This is a genomic window from Nostoc linckia z4, from assembly GCF_002608075.1.
In the GTDB taxonomy this organism is placed as follows: domain Bacteria; phylum Cyanobacteriota; class Cyanobacteriia; order Cyanobacteriales; family Nostocaceae; genus Nostoc; species Nostoc linckia.
In genome coordinates, this window is the sequence record NZ_LAHA01000051.1 from 26,511 (window position 1) to 47,425 (window position 20,915).

Here is a 20,915-nt window from a genome sequence, read left to right on the forward strand (position 1 = left end):
CCAAACGATTTGTTTTAGGAGTGGTAGCTACGTAGGCTTAAAATCGTACCAGGTGTGTCAGCACAATGGGATTATGGCAACGTTTGTTTTGCTTGCCAACTTATATAAAGTATAAAGAGAGAAGCCCTCAAGGCATTTACCACGGGATAATAATTCCCAGCATTTATGAAAAACACGCTCAAGTTATTAGAACGCTTGTGCAATCTCAAAAACCAGAAAAAATAGACTTCAATACCGAATACCCCTGTCCCTGTCGTCGGCGGGGTCAGTTAATTCCGATTACGTTGACAGAAGCATTTGGTTGCGATCGCTGTCAGCAAATCTTTGTAGTGGAAGATAATGGCCATGTCCTAGAACAGCTTTCTACCACCTATCCTTACAAGCGAGCTTGGCGTTGGATGGGAAATAGTTGGCATGTTGTCCATCCTCGTTTGGGAGAAAGCTATCTGCCTATAGCACTTGGCATTATTTTCGTGCTAGTGATTATATGGCTGCCATTAGCACTGCGATTGGCAAATAGTTCCAGCATTATTGCTTGGGCAATGGTGGCGGTGCTGTTGGCTATCCTGCCAGCACTAATGGTCTGGCTTACTTACAGACGTTAACTCAATGACTGTTGAAGTTTTAGACGAACGCCCCGAACCCATTAGTATTGCTCAACGAGCGTACCAAGCTTCCCTAAAATTGGGAATCACCAAGGGAGCAGACCGCAGCCGCGCGGTATTGGCTATGGCACGGGCGCTTGAGCGCTCATTTGATGACATTCTGGAAGCCAATACCTTGGATTTAGAAGCCAGTCGGGAAATGGCAGTACCAGAGTTGATATTAGACTGGCTGAAGCTGACTCCCACAAGACTAGAGACCACCGTGGATATTTTACAACGGTTGGGCGAACTATCAGATCCGCTGAGGCGCGTCAGGAATGCTGATTACCAATTGGAAGATTCCCAAAGCTATTCCCAGTTAATGCCATTAGGAGTAATTGGGTTTATTTATGAAGCATTTCCTGATTTAGGAGCCATCGCAGCCGGTTTTTGTATTAAAACAGGCAATAGCATCATTCTCAAAGGCAGTACTGAAGCCAGCCATTCTAACGCGGCCATTGCTTCAGTATTGCAAACTGCGATCGCCGAAGTTGGTTTACCACTAGGTTGCCTAGAATTGATCACAGCCGAACATGGCGCTTCAATTCGGGATTTAATCACCCAAGACGAGTACGTCAATTTAGTGATTCCTTACGGACGTTCTAGCTTGGTGCAGCAAGTAGTACGACAGTCAACTTGCCCAGTCTTAAAATCAGCAATGGGCAATTCCTATCTCTACTGGTCGCTAAATGCCAGCTTAGAAATGGTGCGCTGGATGATTCTTGATAGCCATCAGAGCGAACCAGATCCAGTCAATGCCATTGAAAAAGTGCTGATTCATCGTCAAGCCTTGCCATCATCCTTAGCAGTTCTATGGAACAGCTTAATTGAAAAAGGCTTTGAAATTAAAGGCGATGCAGAACTAGTAGAAGCCTTTCCCCAGTTGCAATTAGTCAAGGAAAGCGAATGGGCAAACCCTTATTTAACTAGAACAGTAGCTTTTAAACTGGTGGATAGCTTAGAAGCTGCCATCGCTTGGATTAATCAATACAGCAGCGGTCATGCCGACTGCATCGTGACTGAATCCTACCAGGAAAGTCGGCAGTTTGCCTTAGGAGTTAACAGCGCCTCCACCTACATCAACACTTCGCCACGTTTTTCTCGCAACCCCTCACGAGGAGATTCAGTATTTCTCGGCATGTCTAACCAAAAAGGTCATCGTCGGGGATTTATCAGCCTAGAAACCTTAACCACCGTTAAGCATATTGTTCAGGGGAATGGCAGGTTTTGAAAAAGGGAAAGGGGAAAGGGTAAAGGGTAAAGGGCAAAGGGGAAAGGGCAAAGGGGAAAGGGTAAAGGGATAAATTTAACCTTTCCCCCTTACCCCTTTCCCTAGAAAGCCCAATGCCCGATGCCCGATGCCCCAATCGAATTTTAAACTTAACATAATCTTAATTTCCACTTGATCCTGGGTTGGTAGGTTTCTTGTGTTTGGTTGAGGAATTAGTGGCAGAGATGCATTTTTGGCACATCGACTCCACTAAGTTCGCCAACTGTATCTAGATCTGGGTAAAGGTGGATATGGATTTTATGGATTGTAATGCCCTGCTGGCAAATCGGTGCAGGCGGCGGAGTTTTTTGCTGGGTGCAGGATTATTAACGGGGTTGACAGTAGCTAGCCAATGGCATCCGGTACTCGCTAATTCCAGGTTTTCTGGCTATCCGTTCAGTCTTGGTGTGGCTTCTGGCGATCCTTTACCGGATGGGGTTGTAATCTGGACGAGACTAGCTCCCGATCCTCTCAATGGAGGTGGAATGCCACTCGTAAATGTTCCAATACGGTGGCAAGTTGCCCTTGATGAAAAGATGACAAAGGTGGTGCGTAGAGGAACAGTGCTAGCTACACCAGAGTTAGCACACTCAGTACGCGTTGATGTCCGTGGACTAGACCCTGACCGTTGGTACTGGTATCAATTTCAAGCGGGTAGAGAAGTTAGCCCCGTTGGGCGGACTCGCACAGCAGCAGCATCTTACAGCTATATCTCAAAACTAAATTTTGCTTTTGTGTCTTGCCAAGACTGGCAAAATGGCTACTATACAGCTTATCGGTATTTGGCTGAGGAAAACCTCGACCTTGTGGTTCATCTCGGTGATTATATTTACGAATATGGGCCACAACCAGGGGGGCCGCGGCAGCATAATAGCCCGGAAATCGTCACTCTTGAAGACTATCGCAATCGCCACGCGTTGTATAAAACAGACCCGAATCTCCAAGCTGCTCATGCTGCTTTTCCCTGGATTGTTACTTGGGATGACCATGAAGTTGATAACAACTACGCCAATTTAATTCCTGAGGATAACCAAACCCAAGAGGCTTTTGGGAAACGGCGAGCGAATGCTTACCAGGCTTATTACGAACACATGCCGCTACGTGAATCTTCTCTACCCAAGAAGGCAAATTTGCTGCTTTATAGGCGGTTTACCTTCGGTAATTTAGTGGAGTTCAACGTTTTAGACACCAGACAGTATCGCACTGACCAACCTTGTGATGATGGACTCAAGCCACGTTGTCCCCAAGCTTTTGATACCAATGCGACGATGACTGGCTCAGAACAAGAACAGTGGTTATTCAAAGGCTTAGACAAATCGCGATCGCGTTGGAATGCGATCGCTCAACAAACCATGTTAGCTGAGTACAATTTTAATAGTAATCCCGGCCCCGGTGTGTTCAATGTAGACCAGTGGGACGGCTACGTAGCTGCACGTAATCGACTTTTAAATTTTCTTAACCAGCGCAGACCCTCTAATCCAGTGGTAATTACTGGGGATATCCATTCTAGTTGGGTACACGACCTAAAGCTTGATTTTAGTAACCCAAAATCACCAACGGTAGGCACTGAGTTCGTCGGAACCTCAGTTACCTCTGACTTTCCCACCAGCTTCATCGCTCCAGTTAAAGCTTCCCTACCGAATAATCCTCATACTAAGTTCTTTGATGGTGCTTTCCGGGGATATGTCCGGTGTCAGCTTACCCCACAAACTTGGCAAAGTGACTACAGAGTTGTATCCAGCATTGTTGATTTGAATGCCTCCGTCAAAACCCTAGCTTCCTTTGTCGTCCAAAACGGACAACCAGGAGCGCATTCAAGTTAATAAAACAGAATTCAGGAGTCAGAATTCAGGAATCAGGAGTCAGAATTCAGAATTCAGAATCCAGAATTCAGAATTCAGAATTCTGGAATCAGGAGTCAGAATTCAGAATTCAGGAATCAGAATACTCCAATGATGAAGCAATAGAGTTTTAACAAGGAAGAATATTTGAATTTTGATGCAACCACAATTCGGCTTTCTTTGAAACTAATATTCATTCCCTAAGGTAACTCTAATTCATTCTGAATTCTGAATTCTGAGTTCTGAATTCTTCTTCAATTTGGCTTTCCTGTAATTGTGAATGCTGCCCAATAGTAAGGATGATTATACAGTTTTTTATCTGATGCCATTTTGCTGTTTCTATATAATTGTGTTGCTAAATAAGCTCTAATTCTTACTTCTTCTGGATGCAAGTTGTTGAGTATATCTTCATACCATTTTGTTAGTTCTCCAGCTGTTAGTTCTTTGAGCCACAGTGTTGCTTCAGCTAAGGCTACAACTGCTGATTTATCTGGCTGTAATCTTCGGTAAAATTCTATGATCGCTAAGGCACTCGCTGAAGATTCTACAGTCCAAAGAGTACTTACTACGTGAGGAACGCCCTGATTCAAAAAACCGTTGACCAAACTCACATATTCGCTGGTGGTAATGAAGATGCTGGTGGTGGCATTTTCACAGGCAGAGAGAGTCACAAGGTTATAACTTGCGAGATTGTGTTGAAAAATTTCTTCTAATGTCAGTTTATCTTCACCTGCTAATGCTAATTCTGATTTTTTTGGTTCGCTTAAATTATTCGTGGCATAACCAGTAAAATGAAAAATATTGTAGTTATCAAATAATGCATTTTCCACAATATCTTTGGTGGCTTGTGCGCCCTGAATTCGCTGGTTGTTAACAAATATTTCGTTGATAATTTCAGATTCCAATTTGGCAAATTTTAGTCCGGGATAACCTGTACTTTCAGGATATTCGACACTGAGTAATAGCTGATTTTGCCAAGGCAAGATATCTTGATTTTTAATTGATAAACCTATTTGGGCACTAGGCAAATAAGTGACGGTGAAATTTGGCTCGATATTTGGTAAATTTTCCTCAGATGGAGAAGAAATATGAAAAAGGGTATGAATGGGCAATCTATATAAATCGCGGTGAGGAATTAAAATCAGTTGGGTGATGCCTTCCAGTTCTTGAGCGATTGTGGAAATATTCAAGATTTCATAAAGCTGCAACAGCTTTTGTTCCATATCCACCCGCCAAGGATGCTGAGTTTTACTTTCTTTATCTTGGGCTGTGGTGCGATATTGTTGGTATTGTTGATGCCAATCTTCAAGCCAATTTTCAAATTCAATCAAGCGTCGCACTGCTTCGGGTAGAGGCAATTCATTGAGACGAATGGTTTCTTCTCCTGAAGCGATCGCCCCGATATCTTGAATTGGTGTAAACAGTAGAATGGGTGATGGCGCTTGGTCTTTGAGAATGAAAGTTTGTAAGGCTACTGGACTAATATGCCAGTAAATAATTGCTGTTGTGGGATTAAATAGTTCTTGAATTGCACCATAATAAGGCGAATAAATATTATCATTCCAGTTGAAAAGCAACCAATTTAAACAAGCATTTTTGCCCTGCTCGGCAATTTCCCAGGCTTCTACTACATCACCGTAATCTACAGCTAAATCCACTGCCAATTGCTCGAAGCCGACAAATTTCAAAGCCAACTGCTTTTTACTTTCTTCTGAACGAGTTTCTTCATTGAGTAATTGTTGTAATAAATCTCTGCCTCGTTGCAGTAATTCTTGAAGTTGTGTTGTTTGTCCCAAACCCATCAGCACTTTGCTTAGAGATTGCAAAACTTCTAAATGCAACAGGGGAAAATATTCTAAGGTGAGAGTCAACAGCGCTTGATGGTACTCAAATGCAGCTTTGCGCCAATAATCACGGGGATTGGGCTGTTTTTTACCGTGGTCGTAATAAGTATTACCGATGGCTACATGCAATCTACCCCAACCTTCTGGATGAGTATCTGTACGTAGATGCTTTAATCCTTCTTCGTAGGTGGCTAATTTACCTTCGTAGCCTACCTGTTGTAAGGCGGGGTTGGTTGCGGTGATACTACTCGACAAATTCCGCAATAAATCGGCATCCGTTAAACTACCGACGGCGGTTCCCCTACCAATCCAAGCTTCCCAGTAATCTTGTTTGATTTGCAAAGCGTTGTCATAACAAACGATCGCTTCGGTAAATTGTTCTAAATAAAACAATGCCACTGCTTGATTATACCAGGCTAAGTGGAAGTCTGGTTTAATGGCGATCGCTCGGCGGTAGGAAGTGATGGCTTCTTGGCGGCGTCCTAAGTTATCTAAGGCTACACCCCGGTTGTACCAAGCTAAATAAAAGTCGGCTTGAACTGAAAGTGCTTTGTCCCAAGAAGCAATGGCATCTGACCATCGTCCTAAGTTAAACAACACTACACCCCTGTCTATCCACACTTCGTGATAGTCTGGGTCAATTTCTAGCGCCTTATCGTAAGATGCAATGGCTTCTGCAAATTGTTCGCCTACAGCTAGTGCTATGCCTCGGTGATACCAATTTTCTTGGTCTTGTGGTTCCAAATCTAGGGCTTGGTCATAACTAGAAATTGCTTCCCGTAGCCAGCCTAACTTCAGCAGCGCTAAACCTTTACTAGACCAAGCCTCTTGGTAGTCTGGCCTAATTTCTAAAGCTTTATCAAAGGAAGCGATGGCTTCTTCAAAGTATCCCAATTCTCCCAGAGTTCCACCCCGGTAATACCAAGCTTTGTAAAAGTCGGGTTTGAGTTGAATGGCTGTTTCATAGGCAGCGATCGCTTCTTCAAAACGTTCTAGGTGAAACAGCGTTAAACCACGATTAAACCAATATTCCCAAAATTCCGGTTGTAGTTCAATGGCTTGGTCATAAGATGCGATCGCACCTAACAAATCCCCTGTTTTCGCTTGGCTAAGACCTTGATAAAACCAAGCTTGAGCTTGGTTAACAGGATCGTTGCCATAGCGCTCAATAATACTGGAAGAATTGCTAGTTTGAACTGCCAAATTAGAAGCGAGTTGCTGTACTAAATTGCTACTTTGATCCAACCGCACCCACAATTCATCTAAAGTGTTAGCTACATTTGGCTCTAAATTCGCTAAATTGCTATCCCAGTTTTGTTCTGAGCCAGTTGTCGCTAATTCAGTCCTTTGCCTTGCAGGAAGCAAATTGGCTTTTGTTTGAATTTGAGTTTCTTCCTCTTCATAGTCCCATCTCAGCTCGGTTAATGTGGCGATCGAATCTTTCGCTGGCGGGAGAGGAAGATTTTCAGAGATTGTGCTTTGGGTATCTCCTGCTGGATACTCCAATATCACTTCCTCGAAATCCTCAATTGCTTGTTCTTCAATAAAGGCATTTTCGGGTACTGGCGTGACTGTTTGCGTATCCGGTTCATCATACTCCCATAACTCTTCGCCTAAATTACGAATTAAGTCATGTCCTGGCGAAGTTACGAGAATTTCTTCATCGTTTGTAGTTTCTGTGACATCTGGCTCGTCATACTCCCATAACTGTTCCCCTAAGTCGCGGATCAGTTCTTGTCCTGGGGTAGTTTGTGCGACATCTGGCTCATCATACTCCCATAACTGTTCCCCTAAGTCGCGGATCAGTTCTTGGCCTGGAGTCAATTCCACTAGATTTTCTGCCTGATTGTCTTCATCCTCTATTTGTGTTTCTATTTCTGTGGGTAAGTTTTGCATCAAACGTATGCCAATTTCATAGGCAACATCTCCAATTCTGCCGATACCAAGTTCTCGCAGCTGCACCATCTGTATTGCTAACTGCGGATTTGGTGTGGGTGAGGCTACTAAGCTTTCGCCAAACGTCACCAACCAATTTACCCAGCGTTCAGGCGGAATACGATTTTCGATTCGTTGCAGATACCTCAATGCCCATTGGCGTCCTCGTCCTTGATGTACGCCTTCTAGCAATTGGATAAACAATTGTTCTAAATCCGCATCGGTTAGTTCTGGTAGAATCTCCACCAGATTGTGTCCCCTTGCACCTTTGATAGAACGAGTCTGCTTAGTTGCAATGAGGCGTTTTAAAAACCTTTTAAGCGATTGGGATATCCGCCTGAGCATCTGCCACACTCTTGGATTTTGTTTTTCTAGATTGTAGCCATCGTTGTGTTAAAAAAGTCATGAATTACGTGAAAACCCATTATATCCGTACAGTGTTTCTGTGGCAGGCTAGCAAAAAATACACAAAAGGTCAAGATGACAGCATTATAAGGCCAGCAATTTGAGATTTGAGATCGTTTCAATACTCCTACACAGAAGCAAACTAAATGCCCTGTCACTGGTGGCCGGAAAAATCCCAAAAATTTAACTACCTTCTTGCCCCCTGCCTTAAAAGCAATCCCTAACACCAGAAAGGACGGGATTGATTACCTTTGCCCATTGCCTATTCCCTATTGCCTACCCAAAGGGCTTAGCGATTAATTTTCTGTTTGCTCTGTAGTCGATTGACCATCAGAATATAATTGACTGATTAATGCCTGTACTAGGACTTGTGGGTCATCGGTTTCAACAGCCAGCTGCTGGGCAATCTGATGGCGTAAATTTTCATCATGCTGCAACATCACAAATAGTTCTTCTAGGGTGACAGTTTGATATTCTCCCTCTGGCAAATTTTCTTCTTCATTTAATTCCTGGGATGCTGGGGTGATTGGTTGAGATGGCAAAGTAGTAATCGCAGCGTCCGGCCCTTCATATTCCCAAACTGGTTCGCCTTGATTGCGTTTTAATAACTGCATCCCGATATTATGGGCAACATCTGTGATTTCGCCGATGCCTAAATCACCAAATTGCACCAACCGGGCAGCCATTTCATTATTAGGTGTTGGTGATGCTAGTAACCTGTCACCAAAGCGTTTCAACCACTCGACCCAGCGTTCAGTTGTAACGCGATGTTCAATATTATGTAGCCACTTGCGTGCCCAAGCTTCACCTCGTGCTTGATTTACTCCTTGCAACAGTTCGTTGAAAAGAAATTCCAGATCCGTATCAGTTAGAGGTGGTGCTGGTTGTTTTTGCACATTCCCCCTAGCTTTTGAGGCAGTTTGTTTTCTACCAAATAAGCTCTGAAAAAGCTTTTTGAGCCATTGAACTAGCCGCTTGAGCATCTGTTGCACCATTGAGTGTTGTTTATCCTTAAGATTGTAGCGATCGCATCGCGCTATGGCGTTAGTTCGTCAAGAAAATTCGGGATTGGGCAAACAGCGTATGGGGCATACTAAGAGGACAAGGGGAAAGGGAAAGGGGTAAGGGGAAAAGGGAAAGATTAAATTTATTCCTTTTCCCTTTTCTCGGTTGGTGAGCTTGCCTGTCCTGAGCTTTGTCGTTGGCGTTGGCGAAGCCTCTCGTAGAGAAGCCTCTTGTAGAGAAGGGTCGAACCATTAACCTTTTCCCCTGAGCAATGACCAATGACCAATGACTAATTTAGAACAAATGTACTAAATGGTATGCTATAATTCGGATGCATCGATGGTGAAATCATAGTAAAAAATATGTTCTCTTGGCTTGCTTTTCTTGGTGCAAAAGTTTACGGATTAAATTTAGTGCAATTGGTATGGGTACATCGACAAACAAAGCAGGTACCAGAGATTAAAATAATTGAATCCCAAATTCGACTCGGTGCTATTAATCAACGTTAAAAGGCATTGAAGTCCATATTTCCATGTCTTACGAACCCCTGCACCACAAGTATCGCCCCAAGAGTTTTGCTCAATTGGTAGGCCAAGAGGCGATCGCCACTACTCTCACAAATGCGATCGGTACATCCAAAATCGCCCCCGCCTATTTATTCACTGGGCCTAGAGGTACGGGGAAAACTTCCAGTGCCCGAATTCTAGCTAAGTCTCTCAATTGTCTTAAAAGTGACAAGCCCACCGCCGACCCCTGCGGTGTCTGTAATGTATGTCAGGGAATCACCAAAGGCTATTCCTTAGATGTAATTGAAATTGACGCGGCTAGCAACACTGGTGTCGATAATATCCGCGAGTTGATTGAAAAAGCTCAGTTTGCTCCTGTGGAGTGTCGCTATAAGGTTTATGTCATTGATGAATGCTTAACCGGAGATTCTCTGGTCTTGACTGATGAGGGACTTCACAGAATTGACGATCCCAAAATTAAAGGCAAGAAGGTTCTGAGTTACAACGACTCATTAGGTAAGTGGGAATTTAAGAAAGTTGTCAGGTGGTTAGACCAAGGAGAACGGCAAACGCTGGTTATCAAGACAACTAATCGAGAAATTAGATGTACGGGTAATCATTTAATCAGGACAAACCAGGGATGGATACCAGCAAAGGACGTAAAAGAAGGAGTAAAGATACTATCCCCTGTGAATGTGGATGTGGCATCCTCATTTATAAATTTGGTATCGATGGACGCACCCGAAGATTCGTTAGAGGGCATCAGTTTAAAGGCAACACATTTGGGCAAAAATCATACGACCTACAATCTATTCTTGAACAAGCGGAATTACTCCGGCCTTTGTGTGCCTGCGGATGTGGCGAAAAACTTGATATCCCTACATTTTGTCCACAAATTCAATTGCACACAGAAGGATTCTCTGGGGTGGAAAATCAACTCATTGCCACTTGGCTCACAGCAATGGGATATTCAGCCGCAGCAAAGTTTTACACCAGAAGTAGTACAACAAAAACATACTACTACATACACATGGGTGCAAGCACCAGTAGAAAATGGCTCGCAGACCTTAAACAATATTCCATCCCATCAATGGATTACAAGTTTGGAAACAGTCGAATCTGTTCGCCTCGCTGGGTTTGAGCGAGTTTACGACATTGAAGTAGCAGATAATCATAACTTTGTGGCAAATGGACTTTTGGTGCATAATTGCCACATGCTCAGTAATCAGGCATTCAACGCGTTATTAAAAACACTTGAAGAACCACCAAAACACGTAGTTTTTGTTTTAGCAACAACAGACCCGCAAAGGGTGTTACCGACAATTATTTCACGTTGTCAGCGGTTCGATTTTAGACGTATTCAGCTAGAGGCGATGGTTAAGCATTTAAGTGACATCGCCTCTAAAGAAAACATTAATATTTCACCGGATGCTGTAACTTTGGTAGCCCAACTTTCTCAAGGGGGGTTACGGGATGCTGAAAGTTTGCTCGACCAATTGGCTTTATTACCAGGTGAAGTGACACCAGATAAAGTTTGGGATTTGGTGGGGACGGTAAGCGAACAAGACTTATTAAAGCTATTAAATGCCATTGCTCAGGACAAACCAGAAGCAGTTCTCGACTATACGCACCACATTTTAGATCGCGGTCGAGAACCGTTGACTGTTCTGCAAAATCTCGCTGCTTTTTACCGCGATTTACTAATTGCCAAAACAGCACCCAATCGCCACGATTTAGTTGCTTGTACTCAGCAAACTTGGAAAGCGCTGGTGGAGTTTGCCCAAAACTGGCACACAACTACGATTTTGACAGGACAAAAACACCTGCGAGAAGCTGAAGTACAAATCAAAAACAGTACCCAGCCGCGTTTGTGGTTGGAGGTAACATTATTAGGATTGTTACCAAGTGCAACGAATATTCAGCCACAAGCCCCAAATGTAGCACCTGCTGTATCTTACAAGTATCCTTCAGCAATTGTCACATCATCTACCCCAAATAATGGGCAAACAAATCACAATTCTGGAAACCATCATCAACCAGCTGTCCCAAATCAGGCTGTCACATCATCAACCCCAAATAATGGGCAAATAAATCACAATTCTGTAAACCATCATCAACCAGCTGTCCCAAATCAGGCTGTCACATCATCTACCCCAGATAATGGGCAAATAAATCACAATTCTGGAAACCATCATCAACCAACTGTCCCAAATCAGGCTGTCACATCATCTACCCCAGATAATGGGCAAATAAATCACAATTCTGCTACTAACTCGGTTTCATTACCAACGCCAGAAACCCCAGCACCTACAAACAATCAACCAGCCACCTCAGAAGTTGTTGAGACGCCGCAATACGACTTAACTCAAGTTTGGCAACAGGTACTCGCTAACTTTCAACCAATCTCAAGGCGAGAACTGCTACGTCAAATGTGTCAACTCATCGAATTCGATGGCACAGTGGCTTATATTGCCATCAAACAGGCATGGTTTGAAAAAGTTAAATCCGATCTACCCATAATTGTTGTAGCTTTCCAGCAGACTTTCCAACGGGAAGTTAAAGTAAATCTGGAAAAAGCAACTTCATTAAACTCTAACCCAGGAAAAAAAGCCCCTGCACGGCAAGATTCTACTCGCCCTCAGCAACCACCTACTCCCATTTCCAATGGGCAAATTCCGCCTCCAGCACCAGTACCACAGCTAGTTACTCCACAACCAGCACCAACACCACCAGTAAAAACCGAGTCCGCATCCAGGAACGGCAATGGACACGTGAATGGAAATGGTGTAAAATCCATGCCTCCACCACTAACCCAAACACCTCCACCTAATTGGGAACCTGATGAAGTGGCGATCGCAGCTCAACGTTTAGCAGAATTTTTCAACGGTCAAATTATCCGGTTTACAGATGATTCCCCAGAATTTTCTGATTCGATGGCTACACCTGAATGGGCAGAAGAATCGGAAGTTGATGATGAATGAATTGGGTGTGGGGCATTGGGCAAACAGGGAGCAGGGGAAAGGGAAAGGGGTAAGGGGAAAAGGGGAAAGATTAAATTTATTCCTTTTCCCTTTAACCTTTAACCTTTTCCCCATCTCCCCATCTCCCCATCTCCCTAGTCCCCAGTCCCAGTATGCAAGGTTTTCACCCATTTCAGGCGCTTTGGTCTGATGGACATACGGGCGGTTGTGCTGCTCATGACTATTAGCCAGTGCAGCATGTATAAATTGCCGCGTATGGTTTGTAGCAATAAGGTAAAGTACGTAGAAAACGAGAATTCCCGTTCTTGACGTATTCGTCTTAAGCCTGTGAACATGCCGATGGTTGACATGGTGATGGACAAGCTGGTGATGGGGGTTAATATTGGCGGACGATGACGAGCGATCGCCATTAATAAATCTGGTACTGCTGCTGTGGGCAAAATATACATAATCAGCATAAACATCAGCAAATCCCAGCTTTTGCGGGTTCCCATGCGATTTTTGAGAATTAAATCCCAATAATCCAGGTAACGCTGATATCCACCTTCCGCCCAACGGTTGCGCTGATGCCAGAGTGCAATTGCCTTTGTCACTCCTTCTTCTTGCACTGCTGGATGGGAAACACACTCAATATCCCATTGTTCCAAATGTAGGCGGATTGTTAAATCCAAGTCATCGGTGATGGTTTCTTCATTCCAGCCACCGCAGCTTAACAGGGCTGAACGTCTGACAAATTGACCATTACCGCGCAATTCGCCAATTCCACCAAGGGCTGTGCGCTGTTGTTGAAACCAGGTATCGAGTGCCATTTCGGCCATTTGACCCTTAGTCCAAAAATTATCTTTGGCGTTGGCGATCGCTTTTCGCACTTGCACCGCCCCGACATTTTCTCTTTGGAATAAAGGTATTACCTGTGATAATAAGTCTGGTGTTACTTGGGCATCAGCATCAAATACAGCGATGATTTCGCCCTTGGAAAGCGGTAGTACTTGATTTAGTGCCCCTGATTTTCCGCCACTAGCGTCTGCTGAGCGCGTCAGTACTTTTAGTTTGTCATATTTGTGCTGTAGTTCTGCTAATAAATGGGGCGTATTATCAGTACTGCGATCGTCAATTATCCATACTTCGTATTTGCCATCTGGATAATCCAGATTACAAAGATTTTGGACTAATTTACCAATTACCGCTTCCTCATTTTTCGCAGCCACTAACACAGATACATAGGGATAATCTCCCTGCATTTCTTTTGGTGAGCGACGAGGTTTAGTAAACACTACCACCAAAGCATGAAGACTTAAAATGGTGGTCAATCCTAATATGAATATAGATGCCCAAGAAACTAAATGCAGAGCGATCGTGCCACTCCAGACAATAGTCAAGACCAGAGCTGCTTTACCTCTACGACCTTGAAACCGGGATGGTAGAGACATAGATTTTGTCTCTAACACAGACTCCTCATCTACTGAGAGGTCAGACAACAAAGAGTTGAGTGGATCGAGCTCTTGATAAGAATCTTCTTCGGGCCAGGAATTCGCTGGCATAGGTTGGGTTGCTTGATTCAAAAACCACTATTTGTGTACAGTTAGTAATTTTACGGACAAATATCCCTAATTACTTTTTCCGATATTAATCGAAATGGGCAAACTATAGTACCCAGCATCCCTAAGCCAAGAGCTTCTGGGACTACCATTGTTCTCGCTGCTACTGTGTTTAATTGCCTTGCATTAACCACATTTGCCACTCTTAGATACAAGCTTGATTCCTTTGATAGCCCCTTGGCTAGGAAGCTTGTAGACTATAGAGCTTCAGCAACGGAAACTCTAGTTTAGGCCAAGTGATAGCAAGGCAGCAGCACTTTGTTCTGGGAAGAAACACGCAATAACGGTATCCACCACTTGTGAGCAGGGATTTTTTAGTGTATTGCCCCCAACTTTGACAAAAGTTAACGCAGCCTTATTGTAACCGAAATTTTAATATTTCTTAGCAGTAACTTCATTTATTGAGTATGGGGAATGTCCCAGTATGTGCCTTATACACATTTTTTGGGAATACTACTTAAGAGTCTATCGCCAGTTGCTAATTAACTTGAGGAATATTGAATAATGTCTATCGACCAACTCCAGCCAGCAACTCAACAACAAGCCAGTGTTTATTTACCTTACGTCCAGGGTGCTAAGAGGAATTTTTTACCTTTTGCCATTAGTCTTTATCAAAAAGGAGTTTTGGAGGGACACCGAAAGATAGAAGCTAGTGAAAATGTTCCTTTTGTCGCTTCCTGGAATGTTGCTACCCTACCTTCAGATTTAACACGTTGCCGAGTGCAGTTTGATGGCAATGCTGAACTGAGTTATGAACTGATGATGGCGAGTTTCGAGTTTATTAATTATTTAATTGAACTTATGGAAAACTATAAACGTTATCGTGCCACTGATTTTTCCCAGGGATTTTATCGCAAGCTGCTACGCATAGATGAGTGACGGTTGTAAAAAAGCGGATTCTCGGTTTTTACAAAAAATCGGGAATCTTAACTTATTCCTGGTAATTACTTTGATTTATCCAAAGGTAAAAATTCAATTTGTCCTGTATTGGGATTCTGTACAACTTTCACTAGATAAATCTTATCTTGTTGGCGATCGCCATTTGGTTTAAAAGAAATTAAGCCTGTAGCGCCAGTTGCTTGAAAGTTAGTTTCAGCTATTACTTGCTCGATATTTTCACGACTGGGTGATGGTATTTTTTCTAAAGCTGCCAGCAACACACGAGTTGCATCGTAAGATAACGCTGTGCGCCAATTCCCTGGTTTTTGCCACATTTTCTCCACTTTTTCAGGGAAATCTCGATTTAATTTATTTCTAGAATGCCAAGGTATAGCCACTACTGCATCTGCTTGATTGCTTACCAATGCTTTGAGTAGTTTATTATTATCTAAACTATCACCACCGACTACTAAATATTTATTTTTTATAGCGTATTCAATTACCCGAACTGCGGAATCAGAAGTTAAACCATCGGTAGTTGTAAATAAAATAATTACATTTGCTTTTTGTTCTTTTACTCGATTGAGATTAGTATCTATATTGTCATACAAAGGTATTTCTGCTACTACTTTGCCGCCTGATTCCGAAAGTCTACCTTTCATTTGTGCTTGCAAAGATTGACTATAAGCACTATTGGGATTAAAAAAGATTGCTGCTTTGAGTTTATTTTGATTTTTTAGGTAGTTAGCTAAAGTTTCAGCAATCACGCGATTGCTCGGAACTACACGAAAAAAACAATTAGGATAATTTGATTGACAGGATGTAGATAAAGATTCTGAGGTGGCTGTAGCAGAAATTAATAATAGATGTTGTTGTTGATAAACTTTAATTGCTTCTAAAGTTGTGTCGCTTCTAAAATGGCCAATAACTGCTAAAATATCCTGCTGTTTTCCCAATTTTTCGGCGATTTTTCTAGCATCTTGAATTTGATTATTATCGCTGGCAATCAAAACTTTTAGACCAAGGTTTTTGCTTTTGTAATTTTGATTAAATTCGTTTTGCGCTTGAGCAACACCACGCAATATTTCTTGGCTAGAGTAGATATTATCATTATTAATACTCAAAGGTGCAACAACAGCGATGGTATAAGCTTTGATTTTCTCAACTTCTAAGCGGCTGTTATTCAGATAAATCAAAGTTTCGGGGTCGCGTTCTTTTTGCCATGCCTTCTCTAACCAAATAATAGCATCTTGGTATTTACCAGCAGCGATCGCCTTTACTCCTCGTTCTTTTTCTGTTACTCTCATATTGATATTTGGTAACAGAATTTCTTCGCCACAACTGATGCTATCATCTAAAGGAAATCTCCTCAGCCAAATTTTGTCACATCCATTGACACCATTGAAATACCAATAACTGCCAGGTAATCCAATTCCCAAGGAAATAGCCGTACCAGCTACCCAAGGAGAAATACGTGGTAAGGTAATTGAATGATTCAAGCGTCGGAAAATTACTTGAGTATTTTCTGGACGATTTTTCCAGTATGGCTCCATCATTTCATCGAGCAAATCGAAAAGCGATCGCCATTTCATTTTATCTAACCAGCTTCTCCAAGAATGGGAGTGCAAAGGAACTTGGTTGCGCCAAATTAACTTTCCTGTTTTCTCATCTTCTGGCAAATTTAATGGTGGCTTTCCAGTGAGTAAATGTACAAAAGTTCGTCCTAAAGCAAAAAAATCTGATTGCTTTACCACTGTGCCTTTCATTTGCTCTGGTGATGAATAACCCACTGTACCAATTATGGTATTTTCATTTTCTTGCTGGACATAAGTTTGTGCTAAATCCCGTACTGCTCCAAAATCAATTAACACAAGTTTTCCATTTGGTTTAACCATAATGTTGGCTGGTTTAATATCGCGATGAAAATACCCTTGAGCGTGGACTTGCTCTAAAATTTCTAGTATTTGTTTTAAATAAGCGATGGCTAATTCTGGTGTGATGGGTTGATTATCGCGATTTTTTAACCATTGTTGTAAATTTAAACCCTCAATTTTTTCCATTACTAAGCAATATAATGGCTCTGGACAATTGGGAAAGTTCAATTCAAAATATCCATCCGCCTCAACTTGAGGAATTCCAGAATTATGGAGGCGAATTAATACCTCAGCTTCTCGCTTAAACAAATTAACTATCTTAGTTTTTTTTTCTGAATCGCTAAATACAGATAAATTCAAAACCTTCAGGACTTTTTTTGTGCCATTATCTTCTACTTCAAAAGTCCGAGAAAAGCCACCACTCCCCAATAACTTAATTACTCGGTACTTGTTTTGTAGTAATAAATTTGCTCCACAATTGCGGCAAAAAATGTTACCGTTAGTATTCATTAAATCAGCAGGATTTGGACACTGGGGATTGAGGCAATAACTCATAGAGCTAGGGGGATTACTGGAGTGTGGCAGTGTTATCGGATGTTGATTTGTGCCCACCTGCTTAGTAATGTATAATAAATTTCAAAAATTCAGGGTGCTTGTCAAGCGTTAAAATACTCGCCGGCCCTGCCAAAGCATGTTTTATGTCTAAATCTGCAATCACCGTTACCGTCAAATTGTTCGCCGCTTATCAAGAAGCTTTTCAAGTTTCAGAACTGATACTGGAATTTCCTCATGGTACTCCGGTTAATGCAGTATGCGATCGCCTCATAGCCGAACACCCCGAACTCTCCCAATGGCGTGAAGTTACCCGCTTTGGGATTAATCTCATATTTGTCGAACCAGATACGCCCTTACAAGATGGCGATGAAGTGGTGTTAATTCCCCCAGTTAGCGGCGGGTGAGGGAGATGGGGTGATGGGGTGATGGGGTGATGGGGAGATGGGGGAGATAGGGGAGAAAAATTGCTACCTTGTCCCCCTTGTCCCCCTTGTCTCCATACCCAATGCCCAATGCCCAATGCCCAATGCCCAATGCCCCATGCCCAATGCCCCATGCCCCATGCCCCATGCCCAGTCATCAGTCAACACTTTATTTCACCTTAGCCCGGAAGCGGACGAAGCCGTAAACATCTTTGATTAAATTGGGTAAATCTGGAGTGCGGGTGATATTCACTACTACAGCGCCATTGGTATTGTTACCGCAGGATGAGGGGACTGACTCGTTTGCAGGATAGAAACGTCCGCGATCGCCATCTTCTATGTTGCTAAGGTAAACTGTAGGATTGCTGGAACTAACTGCAAGGGCAATACCTCTATCTGCTGCTGATAAACCGCCATCACTCGGTGCATTACTATTAAAGGCTGTGGGAATAAAAGTAGCACTGCTGGGAACTAAGTCGCAAAATTTAACGTTAGTGGCATCATTGGGGCCCTTGGAAAGGAAGTAAATTGTATATTCCAACTCATCTCCTGGCTTCACAGCGCCAGCATTAATCACTCCCCGCAAATAACCAGCAGGCCATTTTGTATCGTTATCTTCAGTGGCGTAGGGTTCTGGTATATAGTTGGCAGCAGTGGTGGCAACGTCGCTGCGACCATCTACAATGTCGGTTATGTCTTGATTATTGATGCGGGTGATGCGTTTCACTAACAAAAGCTTGGCATTAGCAACAGTAACACCGTTATTGTTTTCGCCGACGCTGGTAACGCGAGTGCCTATGGTATCAGTGTCTCTAGTTGGTAGATAATTTGGACAGCGCGTGCTAGCGTTACCGCTGGTGCTTGCTTCCCAGCAAGCGCTGATATTGGTATCCAAGCCATTGCGAGTTAAGCTGATGGATTGTCCAGTGTTAACTCCAATTAAAGAAGATTGATATGTGTTGTCCCAAAGATTGAGGGCACTTGCGGGAGGCGTATTAATTTCATTAGCACTGCCATAGGCGATATAGTCAATAATTTGATTTTGATTATCGTACAACCAAATATCATCACCCAAATTGTTGAGTTTGGGAGTTTGTCCTAACCAAGCTTGAAAAGCTGCTCCTGTGGCTTGATGATTGGCGTTATTATTACCAATCCAAATCACTACATATTGTCCTGGTTGTAAAGTTGTGCCGTTGGGAAATGTATAAGTAAAACCGTTAGTAGTATCATTATCATTAGCAGTTAAGTGTCCATCAGCCAACTTAAAACCACTCAAATCTACAGCTGATGAAGATGGATTATAAAGTTCAATAAATTCATCGTTAGTGTTACTATTTGTGCCAGTTTCGTTATATAAAACTTCATTAATTATCACTTTGCCAACGTTGTTAGATGAAACTTTATCAATAATGTTGAATGGAGTTGGTTGAGTTGTACCAGGATAATAAGTCCATAAATCCAACCCTTTGGCATCTCCAAAAGAGCCGTTACATGATGTCCCAGCATTACCAGCGTTACCAGACTGACCAAATTTCCTGTTATTGCTGGCGGTGTCAAAACCGTTAATTGGGTCGCTAAAGGCTGGGTTTGGTGGATTAATACCACAAAGTACTTGACCGGAAGTACCGATTTGAGTACCAGCGATGGTTTTATAACCGCGATCGTCGTAAAATCCTCTAGTGTTGCCTATGGGATTAGTAGCATTCAGCATTGTGATGGTAGGGCCGCCAGTAAAATTGTTTTCCGCATCCAATAAGGGAAAGTGATATTCACCTCCGTAAGTTCTGACACTAACTTTGTAATTACTGCCAACCGGAAAAAAATTACCACTGTTATCTTTTCCATCCCAATTAATTGCTTGCTGTCCCGTTGTGGGCATAATTCCTCGCAAAAGGCGATTTTGGGTGTTGGTGGGGTCAAAATTGCTGCCGTCTCGGCTGATAATCAGTTCGTAAGTACCTGTAATGTTGCTATTAAAGTTAAAAGTACCGCCTGTACCGTAAGAACTGTTATTTCCTGAAACTGTGCCGTTAAATTGTAAATTATTAACAGTAGGAATAATTGGGCTAAGAGGAATGCCAGTCCCCTCTAAAGTGCCATCTCGTTTGTAACGGTCAACAAATCCAAGCACGGTGTCATCGATGGAGTTGAAAAAGGTAGCGAATTGCGGACGAGCCAAGCTAACACCGCCTTGGGGATTTGCCAGCTGACTATCTGCTCCCAGTATGTCGTGGTAGAGAGGCGATATGCCGTCACTATCAAAAAACCCAGTTTGATTACCATAGAGAACAAATCCATTGGGATCTGTACCCCTGAGTTCTACTTTATATCGGAAGCCATCTGTGGTTATTGGATAAACAGGAAAGTTGAGATATAGACCGTTATTACCAGTAAATAATGCTAGATAATAGCTAAATAACCGCCCCTCTTTGTCAGTTGTGGAAGTTTGGTCGCTGCTGCGTACCGTTACATCCCAAACTGCAACACTAGTTCCTTGTTGAGTACCAAAGTTGTTGCCACTACTCAAATTAATCTCACCAGTAGGAGCGCCATTAGTTGAAGAACCACCCCCATCAGGCCCGTAGAAAACGATATCATAAACTCCGGTGGATGGAGCTTGGTAGAAGCAGGGAATATAGCCGTTGGGATTACCTGGGCCAGAAATCGCACGGGGGCCACTTAACTCTTGTTGGCGACTTGAGATAACACCCCGCCCAGCTTGGGAAGTACACACAAAATCTGCTGTATTGGGAATAGTTTCACTGCCAATACTGTCACTAACACGATTGGGGTTGTAAACGCTGATATTACCGCTACCTACTCCAACTGCACTGGAACCCAAAAGAATATACTCTCCTTGGTTGGCATAGACTTTTAGTAAAGTTCGTCGCAGTACCAGACCGCCATAAGTATCAGTACGCCATTCTAGGTTAGCTCTGCTACTGCCGGCTGGGGCGTTACTGGGATAGAGGGTGCGACTACCTTCAGCACGAGCAGATTGGATACCAAAATTCAGGTAGCACAGTAAAAGAACAAGGCCAGTTAGTAGTTTTTTATAACGGTTGAGGTGATTGTTATTGACCGCTAAAAGACATTTTAACAGTAGACTCATTTATGCTTTGCTAGCTCCTGATGTTAATTGAATGAGTACGA

The 20,915-nt window shown here is 42.8% G+C and carries 13 protein-coding genes; 8 read left to right on the plus strand and 5 right to left on the minus strand.

Features of this window, described 5'->3' with window-relative positions; translation table 11 throughout:
* The first annotated feature begins 197 nt into the window (after nt 1–197).
* From VF06_RS29070 to VF06_RS29080, 3 genes are all read left to right on the plus strand, one after another.
* Entirely contained in the window at nt 198–605 is a 408-nt protein-coding gene (locus VF06_RS29070; protein ID WP_069072751.1) for a hypothetical protein, read from the plus strand.
* 4 nt (nt 606–609) lie between these two features.
* Nucleotides 610–1,875 (plus strand): glutamate-5-semialdehyde dehydrogenase, encoded by a 1,266-nt coding sequence (locus tag VF06_RS29075; protein ID WP_099070315.1) that lies wholly within the window; start codon nt 610–612, stop codon nt 1,873–1,875.
* A 299-nt stretch (nt 1,876–2,174) separates the two neighbouring features.
* Nucleotides 2,175–3,737 carry an alkaline phosphatase D family protein gene (locus VF06_RS29080; protein ID WP_423752224.1) on the plus strand — a complete coding sequence of 521 codons (1,563 nt, stop codon included), beginning with the start codon at nt 2,175–2,177 and terminating at the stop codon, nt 3,735–3,737.
* 272 nt (nt 3,738–4,009) lie between these two features.
* On the opposite strand, the gene VF06_RS29085 is transcribed toward VF06_RS29080, so the two are convergent.
* Together VF06_RS29085 and VF06_RS29090 are read right to left on the minus strand one after the other, a co-directional pair.
* Entirely contained in the window at nt 4,010–7,879 is a 3,870-nt protein-coding gene (locus VF06_RS29085; RefSeq protein ID WP_099070313.1) for a CHAT domain-containing protein, read from the minus strand.
* A 356-nt stretch (nt 7,880–8,235) separates the two neighbouring features.
* Nucleotides 8,236–8,922, minus strand: a complete 687-nt coding sequence (locus VF06_RS29090) for a hypothetical protein (protein ID WP_099070328.1) — start codon at nt 8,920–8,922, stop codon at nt 8,236–8,238.
* 384 nt (nt 8,923–9,306) lie between these two features.
* Between VF06_RS29090 and VF06_RS41405 the strand changes: the two genes are divergently transcribed.
* Both VF06_RS41405 and dnaX read left to right on the plus strand, forming a co-directional pair.
* A complete protein-coding gene (locus VF06_RS41405) occupies nt 9,307–9,453 on the plus strand; it encodes a hypothetical protein (protein ID WP_180267424.1) in 147 nt (48 codons plus the stop codon).
* A gap of 23 nt (nt 9,454–9,476) precedes the next feature.
* Entirely contained in the window at nt 9,477–12,431 is a 2,955-nt protein-coding gene (dnaX, locus tag VF06_RS29095) for a DNA polymerase III subunit gamma/tau (protein ID WP_099070312.1), read from the plus strand.
* 134 nt (nt 12,432–12,565) lie between these two features.
* Here the strand turns inward: dnaX and VF06_RS29100 are convergent, their stop codons facing one another.
* On the minus strand, nt 12,566–13,972 hold the full coding sequence (locus VF06_RS29100; protein WP_099070327.1) for a glycosyltransferase family 2 protein: 1,407 nt from the start codon (nt 13,970–13,972) through the stop codon (nt 12,566–12,568).
* A 561-nt stretch (nt 13,973–14,533) separates the two neighbouring features.
* Between VF06_RS29100 and ebsA the strand changes: the two genes are divergently transcribed.
* Nucleotides 14,534–14,908, plus strand: a complete 375-nt coding sequence (ebsA, locus tag VF06_RS29105; protein WP_099070311.1) for a type IV pilus biogenesis protein EbsA — start codon at nt 14,534–14,536, stop codon at nt 14,906–14,908.
* 65 nt (nt 14,909–14,973) lie between these two features.
* Here ebsA and VF06_RS29110 read toward each other — a convergent pair whose 3' ends face one another.
* The gene (locus VF06_RS29110; protein WP_099070310.1) at nt 14,974–17,337 is read right to left on the minus strand and encodes a bifunctional serine/threonine-protein kinase/ABC transporter substrate-binding protein; all 2,364 of its coding nucleotides are present in this window, start codon (nt 17,335–17,337) and stop codon (nt 14,974–14,976) included.
* 143 nt (nt 17,338–17,480) lie between these two features.
* Between VF06_RS29110 and VF06_RS29115 the strand changes: the two genes are divergently transcribed.
* Both VF06_RS29115 and VF06_RS41410 read left to right on the plus strand, forming a co-directional pair.
* A complete protein-coding gene (locus tag VF06_RS29115) occupies nt 17,481–17,741 on the plus strand; it encodes a MoaD/ThiS family protein (RefSeq protein WP_099070309.1) in 261 nt (86 codons plus the stop codon).
* Nucleotides 17,742–17,778: 37 nt separating this feature from the next.
* On the plus strand, nt 17,779–17,979 hold the full coding sequence (locus VF06_RS41410; RefSeq protein WP_180267755.1) for a hypothetical protein: 201 nt from the start codon (nt 17,779–17,781) through the stop codon (nt 17,977–17,979).
* Here the strand turns inward: VF06_RS41410 and VF06_RS43005 are convergent.
* Nucleotides 17,929–20,874 carry a lamin tail domain-containing protein gene (locus VF06_RS43005; protein WP_099070308.1) on the minus strand — a complete coding sequence of 982 codons (2,946 nt, stop codon included), beginning with the start codon at nt 20,872–20,874 and terminating at the stop codon, nt 17,929–17,931. The two genes, VF06_RS41410 and VF06_RS43005, sit on opposite strands and share 51 nt — an antisense overlap.
* Nucleotides 20,875–20,915 lie beyond the last annotated feature (41 nt).

Excerpts from the sequence above, each read along its gene's own strand:
- VF06_RS43005 (WP_099070308.1), bottom strand. The coding sequence starts at position 20,874 with ATGAGTCTACTGTTAAAATGTCTTTTAGCGGTCAATAACAATCACCTC.
- VF06_RS29080 (WP_423752224.1), top strand. The coding sequence starts at position 2,175 with ATGGATTGTAATGCCCTGCTGGCAAATCGGTGCAGGCGGCGGAGTTTT.
- VF06_RS41405 (WP_180267424.1), top strand. The coding sequence starts at position 9,307 with ATGTTCTCTTGGCTTGCTTTTCTTGGTGCAAAAGTTTACGGATTAAAT.
- VF06_RS29075 (WP_099070315.1), top strand. The coding sequence starts at position 610 with ATGACTGTTGAAGTTTTAGACGAACGCCCCGAACCCATTAGTATTGCT.
- dnaX (WP_099070312.1), top strand. The coding sequence starts at position 9,477 with ATGTCTTACGAACCCCTGCACCACAAGTATCGCCCCAAGAGTTTTGCT.
- VF06_RS29085 (WP_099070313.1), bottom strand. The coding sequence starts at position 7,879 with ATGCTCAGGCGGATATCCCAATCGCTTAAAAGGTTTTTAAAACGCCTC.
- ebsA (WP_099070311.1), top strand. The coding sequence starts at position 14,534 with ATGTCTATCGACCAACTCCAGCCAGCAACTCAACAACAAGCCAGTGTT.
- VF06_RS29100 (WP_099070327.1), bottom strand. The coding sequence starts at position 13,972 with ATGCCAGCGAATTCCTGGCCCGAAGAAGATTCTTATCAAGAGCTCGAT.
- VF06_RS41410 (WP_180267755.1), top strand. The coding sequence starts at position 17,779 with ATGGGGGAGATAGGGGAGAAAAATTGCTACCTTGTCCCCCTTGTCCCC.
- VF06_RS29090 (WP_099070328.1), bottom strand. The coding sequence starts at position 8,922 with ATGCTCAAGCGGCTAGTTCAATGGCTCAAAAAGCTTTTTCAGAGCTTA.
- VF06_RS29110 (WP_099070310.1), bottom strand. The coding sequence starts at position 17,337 with ATGAGTTATTGCCTCAATCCCCAGTGTCCAAATCCTGCTGATTTAATG.
- VF06_RS29115 (WP_099070309.1), top strand. The coding sequence starts at position 17,481 with ATGTCTAAATCTGCAATCACCGTTACCGTCAAATTGTTCGCCGCTTAT.